The 17,332-nt window shown below is 55.6% G+C and carries 18 protein-coding genes and 2 pseudogenes; 14 read left to right on the forward strand and 6 right to left on the reverse strand.

Features of this window, described 5'->3' with window-relative positions; translation table 11 throughout:
- The first annotated feature begins 369 nt into the window (after positions 1-369).
- Positions 370-1,766, forward strand: a pseudogene (locus HA41_RS10160) (sugar porter family MFS transporter).
- 70 nt (positions 1,767-1,836) lie between these two features.
- Here the strand turns inward: HA41_RS10160 and HA41_RS10165 are convergent.
- Entirely contained in the window at positions 1,837-3,096 is a 1,260-nt protein-coding gene (locus HA41_RS10165) for an O-antigen ligase family protein (RefSeq protein WP_094120688.1), read from the reverse strand.
- On the reverse strand, positions 3,086-4,195 hold the full coding sequence (locus HA41_RS10170; RefSeq protein WP_094120689.1) for a glycosyltransferase: 1,110 nt from the start codon (positions 4,193-4,195) through the stop codon (positions 3,086-3,088). Before HA41_RS10170 ends, HA41_RS10165 begins: the two co-directional genes overlap by 11 nt.
- 269 nt (positions 4,196-4,464) lie before the next feature.
- Here HA41_RS10170 and HA41_RS10175 point away from each other — a divergent pair, with 269 nt between their 5' ends.
- The 6 genes from HA41_RS10175 to ruvX all read left to right on the forward strand — a co-directional run bounded on the left by HA41_RS10175 (position 4,465) and on the right by ruvX (position 8,698).
- Positions 4,465-4,977, forward strand: a complete 513-nt coding sequence (locus HA41_RS10175) for a SprT family zinc-dependent metalloprotease (protein WP_094120706.1) — start codon at positions 4,465-4,467, stop codon at positions 4,975-4,977.
- Positions 4,978-5,055: 78 nt separating this feature from the next.
- Positions 5,056-5,763, forward strand: coding sequence for a deoxyribonuclease I (gene endA, locus HA41_RS10180; protein WP_094120690.1), 708 nt, complete (start codon positions 5,056-5,058; stop codon positions 5,761-5,763).
- Positions 5,764-5,838: 75 nt separating this feature from the next.
- Positions 5,839-6,570 (forward strand): 16S rRNA (uracil(1498)-N(3))-methyltransferase, encoded by a 732-nt coding sequence (gene rsmE / locus HA41_RS10185; RefSeq protein WP_094120691.1) that lies wholly within the window; start codon positions 5,839-5,841, stop codon positions 6,568-6,570.
- A gap of 113 nt (positions 6,571-6,683) precedes the next feature.
- On the forward strand, positions 6,684-7,628 hold the full coding sequence (gene gshB, locus HA41_RS10190) for a glutathione synthase (RefSeq protein ID WP_094120692.1): 945 nt from the start codon (positions 6,684-6,686) through the stop codon (positions 7,626-7,628).
- 87 nt (positions 7,629-7,715) lie between these two features.
- Positions 7,716-8,279, forward strand: a complete 564-nt coding sequence (locus HA41_RS10195; RefSeq protein ID WP_094120693.1) for a YqgE/AlgH family protein — start codon at positions 7,716-7,718, stop codon at positions 8,277-8,279.
- Positions 8,279-8,698, forward strand: a complete 420-nt coding sequence (gene ruvX, locus HA41_RS10200; RefSeq protein ID WP_094120694.1) for a Holliday junction resolvase RuvX — start codon at positions 8,279-8,281, stop codon at positions 8,696-8,698. The genes HA41_RS10195 and ruvX overlap by 1 nt, the downstream gene beginning before the upstream one ends.
- Here ruvX and HA41_RS10205 read toward each other — a convergent pair.
- Entirely contained in the window at positions 8,692-9,687 is a 996-nt protein-coding gene (locus tag HA41_RS10205) for a type IV pilus twitching motility protein PilT (protein ID WP_094120695.1), read from the reverse strand. The genes ruvX and HA41_RS10205 overlap by 7 nt on opposite strands.
- A 14-nt stretch (positions 9,688-9,701) precedes the next feature.
- Here HA41_RS10205 and HA41_RS10210 point away from each other — a divergent pair, with 14 nt between their 5' ends.
- From HA41_RS10210 to hemW, 4 genes are read left to right on the forward strand one after another with little or no spacing between them, the layout of a single operon-like run.
- On the forward strand, positions 9,702-10,409 hold the full coding sequence (locus HA41_RS10210; protein ID WP_094120696.1) for a YggS family pyridoxal phosphate-dependent enzyme: 708 nt from the start codon (positions 9,702-9,704) through the stop codon (positions 10,407-10,409).
- Between the two features lie 12 nt (positions 10,410-10,421).
- Positions 10,422-10,976, forward strand: a complete 555-nt coding sequence (locus HA41_RS10215; protein ID WP_094120697.1) for a YggT family protein — start codon at positions 10,422-10,424, stop codon at positions 10,974-10,976.
- A 21-nt stretch (positions 10,977-10,997) separates the two neighbouring features.
- Entirely contained in the window at positions 10,998-11,591 is a 594-nt protein-coding gene (locus HA41_RS10220) for an XTP/dITP diphosphatase (protein ID WP_094120698.1), read from the forward strand.
- Complete coding sequence (gene hemW, locus HA41_RS10225; protein ID WP_094120699.1) at positions 11,584-12,723, forward strand: radical SAM family heme chaperone HemW; 1,140 nt, start codon at positions 11,584-11,586, stop codon at positions 12,721-12,723. The genes HA41_RS10220 and hemW overlap by 8 nt, the downstream gene beginning before the upstream one ends.
- Before the next feature lie 35 nt (positions 12,724-12,758).
- On the opposite strand, the gene HA41_RS10230 is transcribed toward hemW, so the two are convergent.
- The 3 genes from HA41_RS10230 to trmB form a co-directional block, all read right to left on the reverse strand.
- Complete coding sequence (locus HA41_RS10230) at positions 12,759-13,475, reverse strand: YggN family protein (protein WP_094120700.1); 717 nt, start codon at positions 13,473-13,475, stop codon at positions 12,759-12,761.
- 100 nt (positions 13,476-13,575) lie between these two features.
- Positions 13,576-13,902: a YggL family protein gene (locus tag HA41_RS10235; protein ID WP_094120701.1), complete on the reverse strand. Its 327-nt coding sequence runs from the start codon at positions 13,900-13,902 to the stop codon at positions 13,576-13,578.
- Entirely contained in the window at positions 13,902-14,621 is a 720-nt protein-coding gene (gene trmB / locus HA41_RS10240; RefSeq protein ID WP_094120702.1) for a tRNA (guanosine(46)-N7)-methyltransferase TrmB, read from the reverse strand. The genes HA41_RS10235 and trmB overlap by 1 nt, the downstream gene beginning before the upstream one ends.
- A gap of 154 nt (positions 14,622-14,775) precedes the next feature.
- Between trmB and mutY the strand changes: the two genes are divergently transcribed.
- From mutY to mltC, 3 genes and pseudogenes are all read left to right on the forward strand, one after another.
- Complete coding sequence (mutY, locus tag HA41_RS10245) at positions 14,776-15,864, forward strand: A/G-specific adenine glycosylase (protein WP_094120703.1); 1,089 nt, start codon at positions 14,776-14,778, stop codon at positions 15,862-15,864.
- Positions 15,861-16,134: pseudogene (locus tag HA41_RS10250) on the forward strand (oxidative damage protection protein). Before mutY ends, HA41_RS10250 begins: the two are co-directional and overlap by 4 nt.
- 53 nt (positions 16,135-16,187) lie before the next feature.
- Positions 16,188-17,267, forward strand: coding sequence for a membrane-bound lytic murein transglycosylase MltC (mltC, locus tag HA41_RS10255; RefSeq protein ID WP_094120704.1), 1,080 nt, complete (start codon positions 16,188-16,190; stop codon positions 17,265-17,267).
- Positions 17,268-17,332: the final 65 nt, after the last annotated feature.

Here is a 17,332-nt window from a genome sequence, read left to right on the forward strand (position 1 = left end):
TATGCGCCCTGCCCGCAGCAAAATTCCTGATCTCGTCTACACTTCTTTTCGCCTTTTCTGACAACAAAATGTTAACGATTACAATTTGAAACGCTTTGTTTATCTGCTATTTAGGATTTACTCTACGTAGTTATTCTGCTGAAAATGCGTTATTTTCAGCGTCGTCTGATAGCCAATAAATAGAGCCTTGTCAGAAACTTAATGAGTGCTATACCTCACTGGTTAATTAACCTTTCCGGGCAAAAAATGCTGAATTTCAGGGTTTCAGCGTGTGTAAACGATTACACTGATGTGATCGGACTCACTTTTTTCGCGCAAAGAGTTTTTTAACATTGATAAAAACAATGATGGATAAACCTGGAGGCTAAAATGCCTGGCAATACACACAAAAGCAGAACATCAAATAAGGCGATGACCTTATTTGTCTGCTTTCTGGCGGCCCTCGCGGGACTGCTGTTCGGTCTGGATATCGGCGTTATTGCCGGTGCACTGCCGTTTATCGCAAAAGACTTTAACGTAACCGCCCATCAACAGGAGTGGATCGTCAGTTCCATGATGTTTGGTGCCGCGGTGGGTGCTATCGGTAGTGGCTGGATGTCTTCCCGCCTCGGCCGTAAAAAGAGCCTGATGGCCGGCGCGATTCTGTTCGTGATTGGTTCACTCTGGTCTGCCATGTCACCTAACCCTGAAATGCTGATCAGCGCCCGCGTCCTGCTGGGTCTGGCTGTCGGTATCGCGTCTTACACCGCCCCGCTTTATCTTTCTGAAATTGCACCAGAAAAATCCGCGGCAGTATGATTTCGCTTTATCAGCTGATGATCACCATCGGTATTCTGGGCGCTTACCTCTCCGATACCGCATTCAGCTTTACCGGCAACTGGCGCTGGATGCTGGGCATCATCACCATTCCCGCGCTGCTGCTGCTGGTGGGCGTCTTCTTCCTGCCAAACAGCCCGCGCTGGCTGGCGGCGAGAGGCAACTTCCGCGATGCACAACGGGTACTGGATCGTCTGCGTGACACCAGCGAACAGGCAAAACGTGAGCTGGATGAGATTCGTGAAAGCCTGAAGATCAAGCAGTCTGGCTGGGGTCTGTTTACCAGCAGCAGCCACTTCCGTCGTGCGGTCTACCTCGGCATTCTGTTGCAGGTGATGCAGCAGTTTACCGGCATGAACGTCATCATGTATTACGCACCGAAGATCTTTGAAATCGCGGGCTTCACTAATACCACTGAGCAGATGTGGGGCACGGTAATTGTCGGTCTGATCAACGTACTGGCAACCTTTATCGCCATCGGTCTGGTCGATCGCTGGGGCCGTAAACCGACGCTGATTCTTGGCTTTATGGTGATGGCTGCCGGTATGGGCGTGCTGGGTACCATGTTGCATTTCGGCATTCACTCGCAGGGCGCACAGTACTTCGCCGTGGGTATGCTGCTGATGTTTATCATCGGTTTTGCGATGTCAGCCGGTCCGTTGATCTGGGTTCTGTGTTCCGAAATTCAGCCGCTGAAAGGCCGCGACTTCGGTATCACCGTCTCTACGACCACCAACTGGATCGCTAACATGATCGTGGGTGCGACCTTCCTGACCATGCTGAACACGCTGGGCAACGCCAATACCTTCTGGGTCTATGCGCTGCTGAACCTGTTCTTCATTCTGCTGACGGTGATGTTGATCCCGGAGACCAAAAACGTCTCGCTGGAGCACATCGAACGTAACCTGATGGCCGGTAAAAAACTGCGCGACATCGGTTCACAGAATTAATTATCAGGCGTAAAAAAACGGCGGGGTTTCTCTGGAAACCCCGCCGTTTTTATTTGTTCATCCGCTCAACTCAGACCTGTCGTTGCGGCACCGGTAGCCGTATACAGCAGAGTGCCAGCACCATAATGAAAATAGTCGCGGTCTGGTTATAGGGCAGCACCGAATCGGTCAGCCCGGCGACAAACAGCGCCACCAGCGGCAGCGCAACGCCGCGCAGATCGCAACGCTTCACTCCCCCCGCCAAAGTCACCAGATAGAGCAACGCCAGCGACAAAGCCCCCAGCCAGCCCTGTAACGTAGTGACCTCAAGGAACTCGTTGTGCATGTTGTATTTAACGTTGGTGTAGCCTTCAACGTTATTCGGATAGTGCGCGCTGATAAACTGGCGAGCCTGGGTTGTGCGCTCGTCCGGAGTCGAAAAACCGCCATGATGCTGAATAAAGTTGACCGCCCCGCCCCAGATTGCCACTCGCGCGCCCAGCGAAGTCGAGCTGTTGGAGCCAAAGTTCTCAATATCCTGCACCCCTTCCACCCAGCGGTTGCTGGTCATCAGGACCAGTATCGCCAGCAATCCCACCGCCAGCGCGCTGATGCGCCAGTTAGTCAGCATCGACAGGCGATAGGTCTGCAGCAGGAACAGCAGGCCGACCGCCACCAGAGCGATAAGCGTTACCCGGGTGCCGCAGAGATAGAGCAACGCGAAGGTGACGATTAGCACCGCCACATCTGCCATTTTCCAGTAAGCGTGCGACTCAAAACGACTCAGCCAGAGCCAGGTGCAGTAGATAAACAGGATCATGTAAGAGGACATGGAGGCCGCTTCGGTGGTGAGCTTAATCCGCACGTTAGCGGTATAGAGATGTTCATGAATGCCGAAGCCCAGCGTGATCAGCAGGCCGACCAGGATTAAAATTTTCCCGGCCCTTAGCGTATTCAACGACACCAGCTGACCATAAACGGCCAGGCTCAACAGCACAAATGCGCCTAACAGCAGGCGTTTTGCGCCGAGCAGATAGTTGCTGATGTTGGTGATACTGTCGGTTGAGGGTGCCGTTTCAATCGCTTTGACCTGCATCGCCCAGACCAGCCGGATCAGCGAAAAGAGTATCAGTACAATAAACAGCGCGATAAAAAAGCGGTGCTGCTGAAACGCTATTTTCCTGCGCACCAGGCCATACAGAATGGAGGCCACCGACAGATAAGAGACGATGTAGAATATTTTTTGCGGCAGGCCGGTGACAAACATGTTGATGGCCAGCGCCAGGCAGAGCGCGATGACAGAAAAATTCACCGCTAACGATAATCCGTTAAGTTCGCGCTTATTTGTCATGCTTATCCCCGGAGAGGCGGTTAAGCACATCCTTGAGATGCTTCATGTAATTCTCCTCATAAAAACCGCTGATGCTCTGTTTGATAGTCTGTTGATCGGGGAAGTGAAACGCCCCGCTCATGGCATTGAAAATGGCAGCCAGCGCCACGCTGTCGTTTTTTTCGTACAGTTGACCATTGATGCCCGGCTTGATGATTTCCGCCGGGCCACTGACGCAGTCTGACGACACGCAATAGACACCGCGCGACATCGCCTCCAGCAGAATCAGCGGGAAGCCTTCGAAGTTGGAGGTCATCACCAGACAGGTAACTTCGCCGATCTGGCGGGTCACGTAATCCCAGGCATTCTCCTGCCAGCCATGCCAGGTGATGCGATCCTGAATCCCCTGTTGCGCGACATAGTCCTGGCAGCGTGCCAGATCTTCGCCGTCGCCGATAATCTCCAGCGTCCACGGTGCCTCAACTCGCCGCAGCGCATCGAACAGATCTTTAAGCTGCTTCTGCCGTTCAAAATGAATCCGACCGATATAGAGAAATTTAAGCGCTGCTGGCTGGCCAATCACGCCAGCCTGGCGTTTCACCGGGTTGTAGATCACATCGATATCCGTCGCCTTCGCGCCCAGCTCGATCAGTTGCTGTCTGATCTGCTGACTGATGGCAAAGTGGTGATCGGCGCGCAGCAGATAGTGAGGACGGTAGCGTTCACGCGGTGGCAGGTGCATCCAGCTCGACAGCACGATTTTCTGGCCGGAGAGCGTAATCGCCCGGCGCGTCATCAGGCAGGGAATCGTGTTTAAGGTCAGGACGTGATCGGGTTGATAGCGGCGAAAAAAAGCCGCCATTCGCAGCGTATGAATGAAGTTCTTAATTTTTTTATTGCGCAGCGTGCAGACGCTTTCCTGTAACACGGCGTTGGCGGTCCAGTCGCGGGAGTGGCTCTGTTCGCCGCTGTTGATGATAAACAGCCCGGCCTCTGTCTCCGGATCGGCATTCAACGCCGTAATCAACTGACCGGTCACGTTCTCCATCCCGCCGCGTCCGGCCATCAGGTCGGTCACCAGCACAATCCGTTGTTTCTTAGGGTTCTTATTATCTTTCATCGCTTTATCCGTGCCCTGTGCCTTTCACCCGACATCCATTCACTCTGCGGCGAATGTTAACAATAGAATATTCTAAAAAGGAGCATAACAATATTTAAACCAGAATGATTACCCGGCTGGCGGCGTTTCACGCCGTCTCGCCAGTTGCAGCATCACGCGCTTTACCCGCCACTGGTAGTTCAGAAGCCAAAACTCTCAGCCTGGCCTTTCAGCGCGAGGTTTATTCTGTGCGGTTGAGTTCCCGCCCGTCGCCGATTATTCTGAGCGCCATGAAAACGCCTCGCCTTCCTATTGCTCTGCAACAAGCCGTGATGCGCGCACTGCGTCAGGCGCTGACGCGTGCCAATCAGGCACTGAAAACGGACTATCCTGAACCGAGACTGCTCTATCAGCAGCGCGGAACCGCGGCTGGCACCGCCTGGCTGGAGCCCTGGGAGATCCGCATCAATCCGGTGTTGCTGCTGGAAAACCAGCAGGCGTTCATTGATGAAGTGATTCCACATGAACTGGCGCATCTGCTGGTGTGGAAGAAGTTCGGTCGCGTGGCACCGCACGGCAAAGAGTGGAAGTGGATGATGGAACAGGTGCTGGGCGTGCCGGCACGGCGCACCCATCAGTTTGAAGTGCAATCGGTACGCAGCCGCACCTTTGCTTATCGCTGCCAGTGCCAGCAGCATCAGCTAACGGTACGTCGTCACAATCGGGTGCTGCGCGGCGAGAGCGAATATCGCTGCGTTCACTGCGGCAGCCTGCTGAAAGCGGGCGAGTTTGTCCCCTGCTGAGCAGGATTCCCATTCCGCACTATTCCGCATTCTGTTACCCTGCCGCCCTTTTTAAAGCATTGAGAAGAAATCTGGAATATGTCTCGCATAATTAGTCTGGCCGCTGCGCTGTTATGGGTTCCTTTTGCGGCTGACGCCCTGAATCTGAATAACTATCATCAGAACAACTTTCAACAAGCCAAGGCCTTTGCGGCAGAAATCAACGCGGATGCGCCGGGCTCCTTTTACTGCGGCTGTAAAATTAGCTGGCAGGGGAAAAAAGGCGTACCTGACCTGAACAGTTGCGGCTATCAGGCGCGTAAAAATGCTAACCGCGCCTCACGTATTGAATGGGAACACGTTATGCCCGCCTGGGAGTTTGGTCACCAGCGTCAATGCTGGCAAAACGGCGGCCGTAAAAACTGCAGTAAAGATCCGGACTATCGTCGCATCGAAACCGATCTGCACAATCTGCAACCGGCCGTTGGCGAAGTCAATGGCGACCGCGGCAACTTCGCCTACAGTCAATGGAACGGCAGTGAAAAGCAGTATGGTCAGTGTGAGATGAAGGTAGATTTCAAACTTAAGCAGGCAGAACCACCGGCGCGCGCGCGCGGCGTGATTGCCCGCACCTATTTCTATATGCGTGACCAGTATCATCTGCGGATTTCGCGTCAGCAAACTCAGCTGTTCAGCGCCTGGGATAAGCTCTATCCGGTGACGAAATGGGAGTGCGAACGTGACCAGCGTATCGCGCGGGTACAGGGGAATCACAATCCTTATGTGCAGCAGGCTTGCCAGCGCTAAAAAGCCTGCCCTAAACTAGCTCTTTTCCCCGTGACGCCGTGTCATTCCACACGGCGCTTAGTTCTCAGGAACCTTATGCGCATACCTCGCATCTACCACGCCGGGCCGTTGAGCGTTGGCAGTGATATTACGCTGGATGACGATGCATCCAATCACGTTGGCCGGGTGCTTCGTATGAATCCGGGACAGCATCTGGAACTCTTTGATGGCACTAATCTGACTTTTGCAGCAGAGATCACGCATGTTGATAAAAAGCGTGTAAAAGTATCGGTCACAGAGAGCCAGCCGGACGATCGCGAGTCACCGCTGCACCTGCATTTGGGTCAGGTGATGTCGCGCGGTGAAAAAATGGAGTTCACTATCCAGAAATCGATTGAGCTGGGGGTGAACGTCATTACGCCGCTGTTTTCCGAGCGCTGTGGTGTAAAGCTGGACGCTGAACGCCTGGCTAAAAAAATTCAGCAGTGGCAGAAGATTGCCATTGCCGCCTGCGAGCAGTGCGGCCGTAACCGCGTGCCGGAAATTCGTCAGGCGATGACGCTGGAAGCCTGGTGCGCTGAGGCGGAGAGCGGACTGAAGCTCAATCTGCATCCGCGCGCCAGCCACAGTATTAATACGCTACCGCAGCCGGTTGAACGGGTGCGGCTGCTGATTGGCCCTGAAGGCGGGCTCTCCGCTGACGAGATCGCCATGACGGCACAGCATGATTTTACTGACATCCTGCTTGGCCCACGGGTTTTACGTACCGAAACCACCGCGCTGACCGCCATTACGGCACTTCAGGTGAGGTTTGGCGACCTGGGTTAAGCGATACTTCCAGCGGGCAGTCACAGACGCCCGCCATCTGGCGTGCTGACTGAGCACCCACTGCTGACCGAACGAGACGAGACGGTAACCGCCGCCTCCCTGAGGAGATAATAATGATTAAACTTGGCATCGTGATGGACCCTATTTCGTCCATCAATATTAAAAAAGACACCAGCTTCGCCATGTTGCTGGAAGCACAGCGCCGCGGTTATGAGATTCACTACATGGAGATGCACGATCTCTCCCTGCGCGGTGGCGTCGCCTCTGCCCGCACCCGTCTGTTAAGCGTCGAGCAGAACCCCGATAGCTGGTACCAGTTTGGCAGCGAGCAGGAGATCCCGCTGGCCGACCTGAACGTGATACTGATGCGCAAAGATCCGCCGTTCGATACTGAATTTATCTATGCAACCTATATTCTGGAGCGCGCAGAAGAGCTGGGTACGCTGATCGTTAACAAACCGCAGAGCCTGCGCGACTGTAACGAAAAGCTCTATACCGCCTGGTTTGCTGAGTTCACGCCGGATACGCTGGTGACCCGTAGCAAAGAGAAACTGCGCGCCTTCTGGCAGGAGCACGGCGACATCATTATGAAGCCGCTGGATGGTATGGGTGGCGCCTCGATTTTCCGGGTGAAAAAAGACGACCCGAACTTTGGCGTCATCACCGAAACCCTGACCGAGCATGAAAGTCTGTTCTGCATGGCGCAGAATTATATTCCGGCGATCAAAGACGGCGACAAACGCGTGCTGGTAGTGGATGGTGAGCCGGTGCCTTACTGCCTGGCCCGTATTCCGCAGGGCGGCGAAACCCGCGGTAACCTCGCGGCCGGTGGGCGTGGTGAAGCCCGTCCACTGAGTGAGAGCGACTGGGAAATCGCCCGTCGTGTCGGTCCGACCCTGAAAGCAAAAGGGCTGATTTTTGTCGGACTGGACATTATCGGTGATAAACTGACAGAAGTTAACGTGACCAGCCCGACCTGCGTGCGTGAAATTGAGGCAGCTTTCCCGATTTCCATCACCGGCATGTTGATGGATGCCATTGAGAAGCGCCTGGGCTGAGCATGACGCCGGGGCCATGCTCCGAGATCAACCCAATACCGGTGCGGCCGTCGCGTGCCGGTTATTTTTTTGGTACATCGTGTGAGAATGAATTTACAGCATCACTTTTTGATCGCCATGCCTTCACTGCAGGACCCTTTCTTCAAACGTTCGGTGGTCTATCTCTGCGAACATAACGAAGAAGGCGCAATGGGTCTGATCATCAATAAACCGATGGAAAACCTGACGGTTGAAGGCATTCTGAAGAAGCTTAAAATCCCGGCCGACGATCGCGATCCGGCGATCAAACTGGATAAACCGGTGTTTACCGGCGGTCCGCTGGCGGAAGATCGCGGCTTTATCCTGCATTCGGCTCAACGCACCTTTACCTCCAGCATCCGTATTTCAGACAATACGGTCATCACCACCTCCCGCGACGTACTGGAGTCGATTGGTACCGCCTCTCAGCCCAGCAACGTGCTGGTGGCGCTGGGTTACTGTGCCTGGGAAAAGGATCAGCTGGAGAATGAGCTGATGGAAAATGCCTGGCTGACCACGCCCGCTAACAGCAATATTCTGTTCCAGACGCCGATTTCAGAGCGCTGGCGCGAAGCGGCGCGGAGTATTGGCGTTGATATTCATAACATGGCCAGCGACGCCGGACACGCCTGATGTCAACACAAACTCTGTTAGGTTTCGACTTCGGCACCAAAAGTATTGGTGTCGCGGTAGGTCAGCAACTGACCGGCACCGCCCGCCCGCTGACGGCGCTTAAAGCGCAGGATGGCACACCGGACTGGCTGCAGATTGAAAAGCTGCTGAAAGAGTGGCAGCCCGATTTCGTGGTCGTGGGTTTACCGCTGAATATGGACGGCACCGAACAGCCGCTGACCGCCCGCGCGCGCAAATTTGCTAACCGGCTGCACGGCCGCTTCGGCATCCGGGTCGAACTGCAGGATGAGCGTCTCAGCACGGTCGAAGCCCGCGCCGGGCTGTTTGAACGCGGCGGCTACCGCGCGTTAAACAAAGGATCGGTGGATTCACAATCTGCCGCCATCATTCTGCAGGACTGGTTCGAGAACCACTACTGAAGCCACCCTTCTGCCTGGCGGGCCAGCCGGCTCTGCTCGAAGGTCTGCATCCCGGCCTGCGCACCGGTTTGCAGCAGCGCCGGGATCTGATGCATCTTTCCTTCACGGATCAGGTTCACAATCGCGGGCGTTGCCACCAGCACTTCGAACAGGCCAATGCGTTTCTGGTCGATCGACGGCACCAGCCGCTGTGCAATCACCGCTTTCAGACTGCCCGCCAGCTGGCTGCGCACCAGCTGTTTCTCTTCTGCCGGAAAGACATCGACCAGCCGATCAACCGCCTGTACCGCACCACGGGTATGCAGCGTCGCCAGCACCAGATGGCCGGTCTCTGCCGCGGTCAGTGCCTGACGGATGGTGTCGCTGTCGCGCAGTTCGCCCAGCAGAATCACATCCGGATCTTCGCGTAGCGCTGCCTTTACCCCGAGGCTGAACGAGGCGCAGTGCAGGCCAATCTCACGCTGCTGAATCAGTGACTGCTGGCTGTGATGGATAAACTCAATCGGATCTTCCAGCGTAATAATGTGCCGTGCCTGCTGGCGGTTAAGTGCATCAACCAGCGCCGCCAGGGTGGTTGATTTGCCGCTGCCGGTGGCACCGGTGACCAGAATCAGCCCATCCTGAAGCGCCAGTAACGCCAGCACACCGGGCGGCAGCCGCAGGCTCTCCAGCGCTGGACACTGACCGGCGATGATGCGCAGCGCCAGCGACAGGCCGTTACGCTGCATGAACAGGCTGGCACGCAGCCGCTGACCGTTTACCAGCGTCAGGGCAAAATCGAGCTGCCCGTCGCACTCCAGCTGCTGGCGCTGCGGGTTATCGAGCCATTGGGTGACAAACTGTTCCATCCACGCTGACGGCAGCCTGGCCTGCTGCGGGATAGCCTCCAGCTTTCCCTGTCGTCGCCAGTAGGGCAAATGTCCGCTGCAAAGGTGCAGATCGGCGGCATTATGCTTTACACTAAGCGCCACCATTTCATCCAGATTCATAATTTCTCCTGACTATGACCTCAATCCAGCACAACCTACAGCAAGTGCGGCAACGAATCGCCGCCGCTGCCGCGCGTTGCGGCCGCGCGCCAGAAGAAATTACGCTGCTTGCAGTCAGTAAAACCAAACCTGCGAGCGCGGTCAAAGAAGCCGCTGCAGCTGGTCAGATCGCCTTTGGTGAAAATTACGTTCAGGAAGGGGTTGAAAAGGTTCAGGCACTGACCGCACATCCTCAGCTGGAGTGGCACTTCATTGGCCCGCTGCAGTCGAACAAAAGTCGCCTGGTGGCGGAAAACTTTGACTGGTGCCACACCATTGACCGTCAGCGCATTGCACAGCGGCTCAACGATCAGCGTCCCGCGTCGCTGCCGCCGCTGAATGTGTTAATTCAGGTAAATATCAGTGACGAGAACAGCAAATCTGGCATCATGCTGGATGCTGTTTCCGGGCTGGCACAGCAAATCGCTGCGCTGCCGCAGCTTCGGCTGCGTGGGCTGATGGCCATACCGGCAGCGGAAAGCGATTATGACCGGCAACTGGCGGTGTGCCAGCAGATGGCTGAAGCCTTCCGGCAGTTGCAGCAGGACTATCCGGCTATCGACACGCTCTCGCTGGGAATGAGCGATGACATGGAGGCGGCAATCGCCGCAGGCAGTACGATGGTGCGCATCGGCACCGCCATTTTTGGCGCTCGCGACGCTGCACGCAACTCACAACAATAATAGAGGAACTTCATGTTAACAATGACGTTTTTAGTGAAAACGCTGATCGATCTCTACGTCATGGTGCTGCTGTTACGCATCTGGATGCAGTGGGCGCGCTGCGATTTTTATAACCCGCTGGCACAGTTCGTGGTGAAAGTGACGCAGCCAATCATTAAGCCGCTGCGTCGCGTACTCCCGGCGCTCGGCCCGATCGATACCGCCTCGCTGCTGCTGGCGTTTGTTCTGACCACGCTGAAATATCCGATTCTGCTGCTGATTCAGGTCGGGGTATTCTCCGTCGATCCGACCAACCTGCTGGTCGGTCTGCTGTCGCTGGTCAAATCCGCCGGCTATCTGGTGTTCTGGGTCATCATCATCCGTTCACTGATGAGCTGGATCAGTCAGGGTCGCGGCCCGATTGATTACGTGCTGATTCAGCTGACCGAACCGCTGATGGCACCGATTCGCCGCGTGCTGCCCGCGATGGGCGGCATCGATTTCTCCGCCATGATCGTTATCCTGGTGCTGTATGCCCTGAACTTTCTCGGCATGGACCTGTTCCCGGGTCTCTGGTATTTGCTGTAAATGAACCAAACTGGAACTGTTATGCAAAAAGTTGTCCTCGCCACCGGTAATCCCGGCAAGGTGCGTGAACTGGCGGATCTGCTCTCCGCCTTCGGACTGAATATTGTCGCCCAGACCGAACTTGGGGTGGAATCGGCTGAAGAAACCGGTCTGACCTTTATTGAGAACGCGATTCTCAAAGCACGTCATGCGGCGAAGATCACCGGTTTACCGGCCATCGCAGATGATTCCGGGCTGGCGGTGGATGCGCTGGGCGGCGCGCCGGGTATCTACTCCGCGCGTTACGCCGGTGAAGAAGCCAGCGATCAACAGAATCTGGAGAAACTGCTGCAGGCGCTGGAAAACGTGCCTGACGGCCAGCGTCAGGCGCAGTTTCACTGCGTGCTGGTCTATCTGCGTCATGCCGACGACCCGACGCCGCTGGTGTTCCACGGCAGCTGGCAGGGTGAGATCACCCGTGCGGCGGCCGGCGCTGGTGGCTTTGGTTACGACCCGATTTTCTTCGTGCCGGCGCTGGGTAAAACCGCTGCCGAACTGAGCAAAGCGGAAAAGGGCGAGGTTTCTCACCGGGGTAAAGCATTGACGCTGTTGCTGGAAGCGATGCGTAATGCCTAATCTGCCGCCGTTAAGTCTGTATATCCACATTCCGTGGTGCGTGCAGAAGTGTCCCTACTGTGATTTTAACTCCCACGCGCTGAAAGATGAGGTGCCGCACGTTGAGTATGTGCAGCACCTGCTGCGCGATCTGGATCAGGACTTACCGCTGATCGCTGACCGCGAGGTGCGCACCATTTTCATCGGCGGCGGCACGCCCAGCCTGCTGAGCGGCAGTGCGATGCAGTTGCTGATGGATGGCGTACGTTCACGCCTGACGCTGGCGGCGGGTGCAGAAATCACCATGGAAGCGAATCCGGGTACCGTTGAAGCGGACCGCTTCAGCGCCTATCAGCGTGCCGGTATTAACCGGATCTCGATTGGCGTCCAGAGTTTCAGCCCGCAAAAGCTGCAGCGACTGGGTCGTATTCACGGTCCGGACGAGGCGAAGCGTGCCGCGAAACTGGCCGAGGGATTACAGCTGCGCAGCTTTAACCTCGACCTGATGCACGGCCTGCCCGATCAGTCACTGGACGAAGCGCTTGACGATCTGCGTCAGGCAATCGCGCTTAATCCGCCCCATCTCTCCTGGTATCAGCTGACCATTGAACCCAACACCCTGTTTGGTTCACGGCCGCCGGTGCTGCCGGATGATGATGCGCTGTGGGATATTTACGAGCAGGGTCATCAGCTACTGAGCGCTGCCGGCTATCAGCAGTATGAAACCTCTGCCTATGCGAAACCGGGTTACCGTTGTGAACATAACCTCAACTACTGGCGCTTCGGGGATTATCTCGGCATCGGTTGTGGTGCGCACGGCAAACTGACCCAGCCTGATGGACGCATCGTCAGAACGGTGAAGACCCGTCATCCACGCGGCTTTATGCAGGGTAATTATCGCGAAAAGCAGTATGAAGTAGCCGATATCGACAAGCCGTTTGAATACTTTATGAATCGCTTCCGGCTGCTGGAAGCCGCGCCGCGCAGTGAATTTACCCGTTATACCGGTTTACCGGAACAGGTGATCCGCCCGCAGATGGAGGCGGCGATTGCGGCAGGTTATGTGGTGGAAACGGCTGAAGAGTGGCAGATAAGTGAAAAAGGGAAACTGTTCCTGAATTCGCTGTTAGAGCTGTTTTTACCCGAAGAGTAAGAAATACGCCTCAGCCTGCTGGCTGAGGCGTCAGATTATTTTTTCAGACCGGCAACCAACCCTTTGCGCTGATCTTCTAACGAAATGACGCGGTTACAGACTTCGTGACCGAAGTTCTGGAAATCCTGCTCCTGCTTGCTCCACTCCGCCTGAATCGACTGCTGCAAACCGCCCAGATTACCCATAATGGCCTGCAGCGGATTACTGCCGCCGCTGGCCTGCTGACTGCCCATCTCGTTCAGACTGTCCTGCATCACGCCACCCAGCGTTGATTGCACCAGCCGCTCGCCGTCGGCACGCACTGTGTCGATCGCCTGATGATGGAAGGTCAGGCCATCCGGCCGGTGTTCGATGATGCGGTTCATCTGCTGTTTCAGCTGGCCGTTCAGGGTAGTCAGGCGATTACGCACATTGCTGTTCTCGCCCAGCTTCTCAACAATCACCCGATCCAGCGCCGCACGCCCTTTTTCCAGCCGGGAAGTCGCCCCGCTGTCAATCCACGGCAGATCGCGTCGTAATGCGCTTTGGTAGTCGATCGCTTTCTGACGATCGGCGGTATCCAGCGACACTTTCTGGCCGTTGAACTGCACCTCGCCCTGGGGGGTGATTTGCAGATTGCCGTTAGTGCCCACCACCTGCACGCTTTGCGGCGTGATCACCACGTCATCCTGTGGCTTAACGCTGCATTCATAGGCCGCCTGAGCCTGGGTCGCTGCCACCAGCAGCACAGCAAGAAGCGCTTTATGCATCATAGAATCTTCCTTATCTACTGTCTGAACGATCCTGAAGGGTCGGGCTACGCTGCTGTAAGGGATAATTTCTCTCCTTTCGCGCAGCCCGGCGTCGTGTTACTTAGTCCCACCAGACATCAAACAGTTCAGTCACCTGCACGTCCTGCACCTTACGGTCTTCCAGCCATTTACGCACCAGTTCACGATGCTCATCGGTGCATTTACCGGTTTTTTGCAGGCAGACCAGCCCTTCCCACACCAGGTAACCGCTGCCATCAAAGGCCAGACCGTTAGGATCGATCGCTTCGTTGATGAACTGGTTCAGCGTCTCATCAATTTCGCTCTCGCTGGTCCCTTCCGGGAAGCGCCAGGCAACCGAGAAACCGAGTTCCTGAAACTCATCAATGTGCAATTTTTTACGTAAACGGCGGCTGCGTTGTGTGGCCATTATTTCACCCTCTCAAACATTAAATCCCATACGCCATGGCCTAAACGCTGCCCGCGCTGCTCAAACTTGGTCAGTGGACGCGTCTCAGGACGCGGCACGTAATTCTGCTGTTCTGACTGGTTGCGGAAGCCATCGATACTGTTCATCACTTCCAGCATATGTTCGGCGTAGGCTTCCCAGTCGGTTGCCATGTGGAATACGCCGCCCAGTTTCAGCTTACGCATCACCAGCTCGGCAAACGGCACCTGGACGATACGGCGTTTATTGTGACGGGCTTTATGCCAGGGATCGGGGAAGAACAGCTGGACCATACTCAGCGAGTTATCCGGGATCATCTTCTCCAGCACTTCTACTGCGTCGTGACACATCACGCGCAGGTTATCGACGCGCGCTTCTTTCGCGGAAGCCAGACAGGCACCGACGCCCGGCAAATGGACTTCAATGCCGAGGAAGTTCTGGTGTGGTGTATTTTGCGCCATGGTGACCAGCGAAGCGCCCATGCCAAAGCCAATTTCCAGCGTGACCGGCGCATCACGACCAAACAGCTGGGGCAGATCGATCGGCTCCGGCTGATATTCCACTCCCATCTCTGGCCAGTATGTATCAACAGCCTGCTGCTGCCCTTTGGTTAAGCGGCCCTGGCGGCGTACAAAACTGCGGATCCGGCGCAATGGCCGCCCGTTCTCATCAAATTCTGGGGTGATGACGTCATTAATCATGTCGAAGCCTGCTGGTTAGCCTGTTCTGGGAAACGGGCATTATGCAAAGTTCATAAGCAGAAGCAAGCCTTTGCAATCTTCCGGTTTACACCCAGGTGTGCATGTGCTGGAATTCCTGCCTGAGTGTAGAGTAAACACGGAAAATTTCCTTCTTATGATGCAAGCGCCGCAGTTCGCGCAACAAGTGCTGGACTGGTATCAGCGCTTTGGCCGCAAAACCCTGCCCTGGCAGCTGGAAAAAACGCCTTATAAGGTGTGGCTGTCCGAAGTGATGTTACAGCAAACCCAGGTTGCCACGGTAATCCCCTACTTTGAACGCTTTATGGCGCGCTTCCCCACGGTAAGCGAACTGGCGGCTGCGCCGCTGGATGAAGTGCTGCATCTGTGGACCGGCCTGGGCTATTACGCCAGGGCACGCAATCTGCACAAGGCGGCAAAGCAGATTGTTGAGGTTCACCAGGGCGAGTTCCCGCAGAATTTCGATGATGTTGCCGCCCTGCCCGGCGTCGGACGCTCCACCGCCGGCGCGGTGTTGTCACTGTCACTGGGTCAGCATTTCCCGATTCTCGACGGCAACGTGAAGCGCGTGCTGGCACGGTGTTACGCCATCGGCGGCTGGCCGGGCAAGAAAGAGGTCGAGAAGCGCTTATGGCAGATCAGCGAAACCGTGACGCCCGCCGAGGGCGTCAGCCAGTTTAATCAGGCGATGATGGATCTGGGCGCTATCGTCTGCACCCGTTCGAAACCGAAATGCGATATCTGTCCGCTGAACAGCGGTTGCGAAGCCTATGCTCATCACAGCTGGGCCAGCTATCCCGGTAAAAAACCGAAGCAGGTGTTACCGGAGCGCAGCGGCTGGTTCCTGATGATGCAGCATGGCGATCAGGTCTGGCTGGAGCAGCGTCCCCCGGTCGGACTGTGGGGCGGCCTGTTCTGCTTTCCGCAGTTCACCAGCGAAGCGGCGCTGACTGACTGGCTGGCGGCACGCGGCATCGACGCACAACCGCAGCAGCTGACCGCCTTCCGCCACACCTTCAGCCATTTCCACCTGGACATTGTGCCTATGTGGCTGGCGTGGCCTTCTGTCGGGGCGGCGATGGATGAAGCGGGCGGTCTCTGGTATAACTTAGCGCTGCCACCATCTGTGGGATTAGCCGCGCCGGTTGAGCGCCTGTTACACGAATTGCGCCATCCCCAACAACTGGCTTTAGACAGTTGTGAGATCAATGAGGAAGAAACATGAGCCGCACCATTTTTTGTACTTTTTTTACAACGCGACGCGGAAGGGCAGGATTTCCAGCTCTATCCTGGCGATCTGGGCAAGCGTATTTACAACGAGATTTCGAAAGAAGCCTGGCAGAAATGGATGGCGAAACAGACCATGTTGATCAATGAGAAGAAGCTCAACATGATGAATCCGGAAGATCGTAAGGTGCTGGAAAAGGAGATGATCAATTTCCTGTTTGAAGGCAAAGAGGTTCATATCGAAGGCTATACACCGCCAGAAGCGTAAACATTTGGGCCTCTGCGTTGAGGCTCGTTATCCCGATCAGGCATGCACTCCCAATGAATAAAAAATTGATCGCCCTGCTGGTGGTGGCACCACTTCTGGTTTCCTGCTCCGGACAAAAAAAACAGCAGTTTCATGAAGATTGGGTAAAAGACACCAACGGTTTCGATATTCTGATGGGCCAGTTTGCCCATAATATTGAGAATATCTGGGGTATTAATGAGGTCCTGATCGCCGGACCTAAAGATTATGTCAAATATAGCGACAACTATTACACCCGCAGCCACATCAACTTCGAAAGCGGTAAGCTGACGATTGAGACTATTGCCGGCACCGATCCGATGGCTAGCCTTCGTCAGGCGATTGTGACCACGCTGCTGATTGGTGAAGATCCGGGCAATGTCGATCTCTATTCCGACGCCAACGATATTGTGATCAGTAAAGAGCCGCTGCTATACGGCCAGGTGCTGGATAATACCGGTCAGCCGATCCGCTGGCAGGGCCGCGCCGAAGCCTTTGCTGATTACCTGATCCAGAATAAATTGCAGCGCCGCACCTCGGGTCTGCATGTGATCTATTCGATCTCGATCCCGATGGTGCCTAACCATCTGGATAAGCGTGCGCACAAATATCTGCCGATGGTGCGTAAAGCATCGGAACAGTATGGCGTTGACGCCTCGCTGATTCTGGCGATTATGCAGACCGAGTCGAGCTTCAACCCCTACGCGGTGAGCCACGCCGATGCGCTGGGCCTGATGCAGGTGGTGCAGCATACCGCCGGTGTCGACGTGTTCCGCATGAAAGGCAAATGGGGTAAACCGAGCCGCAGCTATCTGCTCGATCCGGAGAACAATATCGACGCCGGTACGGCCTATCTGTCGCTGCTGCAGCGCAGCTATCTGGGCGGCATTCAGGACCCGGTATCACGTCGCTATGCGGTGATCACCGCTTATAACGGCGGTGCCGGTAGCGTTTTGCGGGTCTTCTCCAGTGATAAAGATCGGGCGTTTTCGATGATCAACAACATGTCACCGAACAAGGTTTACCAGACCCTGACCAGCCAGCATCCCTCGGCGGAGTCACGTCGTTATCTCTATAAGGTGAGTACCGCGCAGCGTAGTTATCGTGGGTTCTGATATTTCGCTTCGCAGCGGTGGAGGGATGCGCATAGCTGTGGGCTGGCGCTGAGTGAGGTTGCGCC

It is taken from the genome of Pantoea conspicua, assembly GCF_002095315.1.
In the GTDB taxonomy this organism is placed as follows: domain Bacteria; phylum Pseudomonadota; class Gammaproteobacteria; order Enterobacterales; family Enterobacteriaceae; genus Pantoea; species Pantoea conspicua.

What these genes read in the sequence shown, in the direction of transcription:
- mutY (WP_094120703.1), top strand. Translation starts at nt 14,776, where the DNA reads ATGATGCAAGCGCCGCAGTTCGCGCAACAAGTGCTGGACTGGTATCAG.
- gshB (WP_094120692.1), top strand. Translation starts at nt 6,684, where the DNA reads ATGATTAAACTTGGCATCGTGATGGACCCTATTTCGTCCATCAATATT.
- hemW (WP_094120699.1), top strand. Translation starts at nt 11,584, where the DNA reads ATGCCTAATCTGCCGCCGTTAAGTCTGTATATCCACATTCCGTGGTGC.
- mltC (WP_094120704.1), top strand. Translation starts at nt 16,188, where the DNA reads ATGAATAAAAAATTGATCGCCCTGCTGGTGGTGGCACCACTTCTGGTT.
- ruvX (WP_094120694.1), top strand. Translation starts at nt 8,279, where the DNA reads ATGTCAACACAAACTCTGTTAGGTTTCGACTTCGGCACCAAAAGTATT.
- endA (WP_094120690.1), top strand. Translation starts at nt 5,056, where the DNA reads ATGTCTCGCATAATTAGTCTGGCCGCTGCGCTGTTATGGGTTCCTTTT.
- rsmE (WP_094120691.1), top strand. Translation starts at nt 5,839, where the DNA reads ATGCGCATACCTCGCATCTACCACGCCGGGCCGTTGAGCGTTGGCAGT.
- HA41_RS10175 (WP_094120706.1), top strand. Translation starts at nt 4,465, where the DNA reads ATGAAAACGCCTCGCCTTCCTATTGCTCTGCAACAAGCCGTGATGCGC.
- HA41_RS10235 (WP_094120701.1), bottom strand. Translation starts at nt 13,902, where the DNA reads ATGGCCACACAACGCAGCCGCCGTTTACGTAAAAAATTGCACATTGAT.
- HA41_RS10205 (WP_094120695.1), bottom strand. Translation starts at nt 9,687, where the DNA reads ATGAATCTGGATGAAATGGTGGCGCTTAGTGTAAAGCATAATGCCGCC.
- HA41_RS10210 (WP_094120696.1), top strand. Translation starts at nt 9,702, where the DNA reads ATGACCTCAATCCAGCACAACCTACAGCAAGTGCGGCAACGAATCGCC.
- HA41_RS10165 (WP_094120688.1), bottom strand. Translation starts at nt 3,096, where the DNA reads ATGACAAATAAGCGCGAACTTAACGGATTATCGTTAGCGGTGAATTTT.
- HA41_RS10195 (WP_094120693.1), top strand. Translation starts at nt 7,716, where the DNA reads ATGAATTTACAGCATCACTTTTTGATCGCCATGCCTTCACTGCAGGAC.
- HA41_RS10230 (WP_094120700.1), bottom strand. Translation starts at nt 13,475, where the DNA reads ATGATGCATAAAGCGCTTCTTGCTGTGCTGCTGGTGGCAGCGACCCAG.
- HA41_RS10215 (WP_094120697.1), top strand. Translation starts at nt 10,422, where the DNA reads ATGTTAACAATGACGTTTTTAGTGAAAACGCTGATCGATCTCTACGTC.
- HA41_RS10220 (WP_094120698.1), top strand. Translation starts at nt 10,998, where the DNA reads ATGCAAAAAGTTGTCCTCGCCACCGGTAATCCCGGCAAGGTGCGTGAA.
- trmB (WP_094120702.1), bottom strand. Translation starts at nt 14,621, where the DNA reads ATGATTAATGACGTCATCACCCCAGAATTTGATGAGAACGGGCGGCCA.
- HA41_RS10170 (WP_094120689.1), bottom strand. Translation starts at nt 4,195, where the DNA reads ATGAAAGATAATAAGAACCCTAAGAAACAACGGATTGTGCTGGTGACC.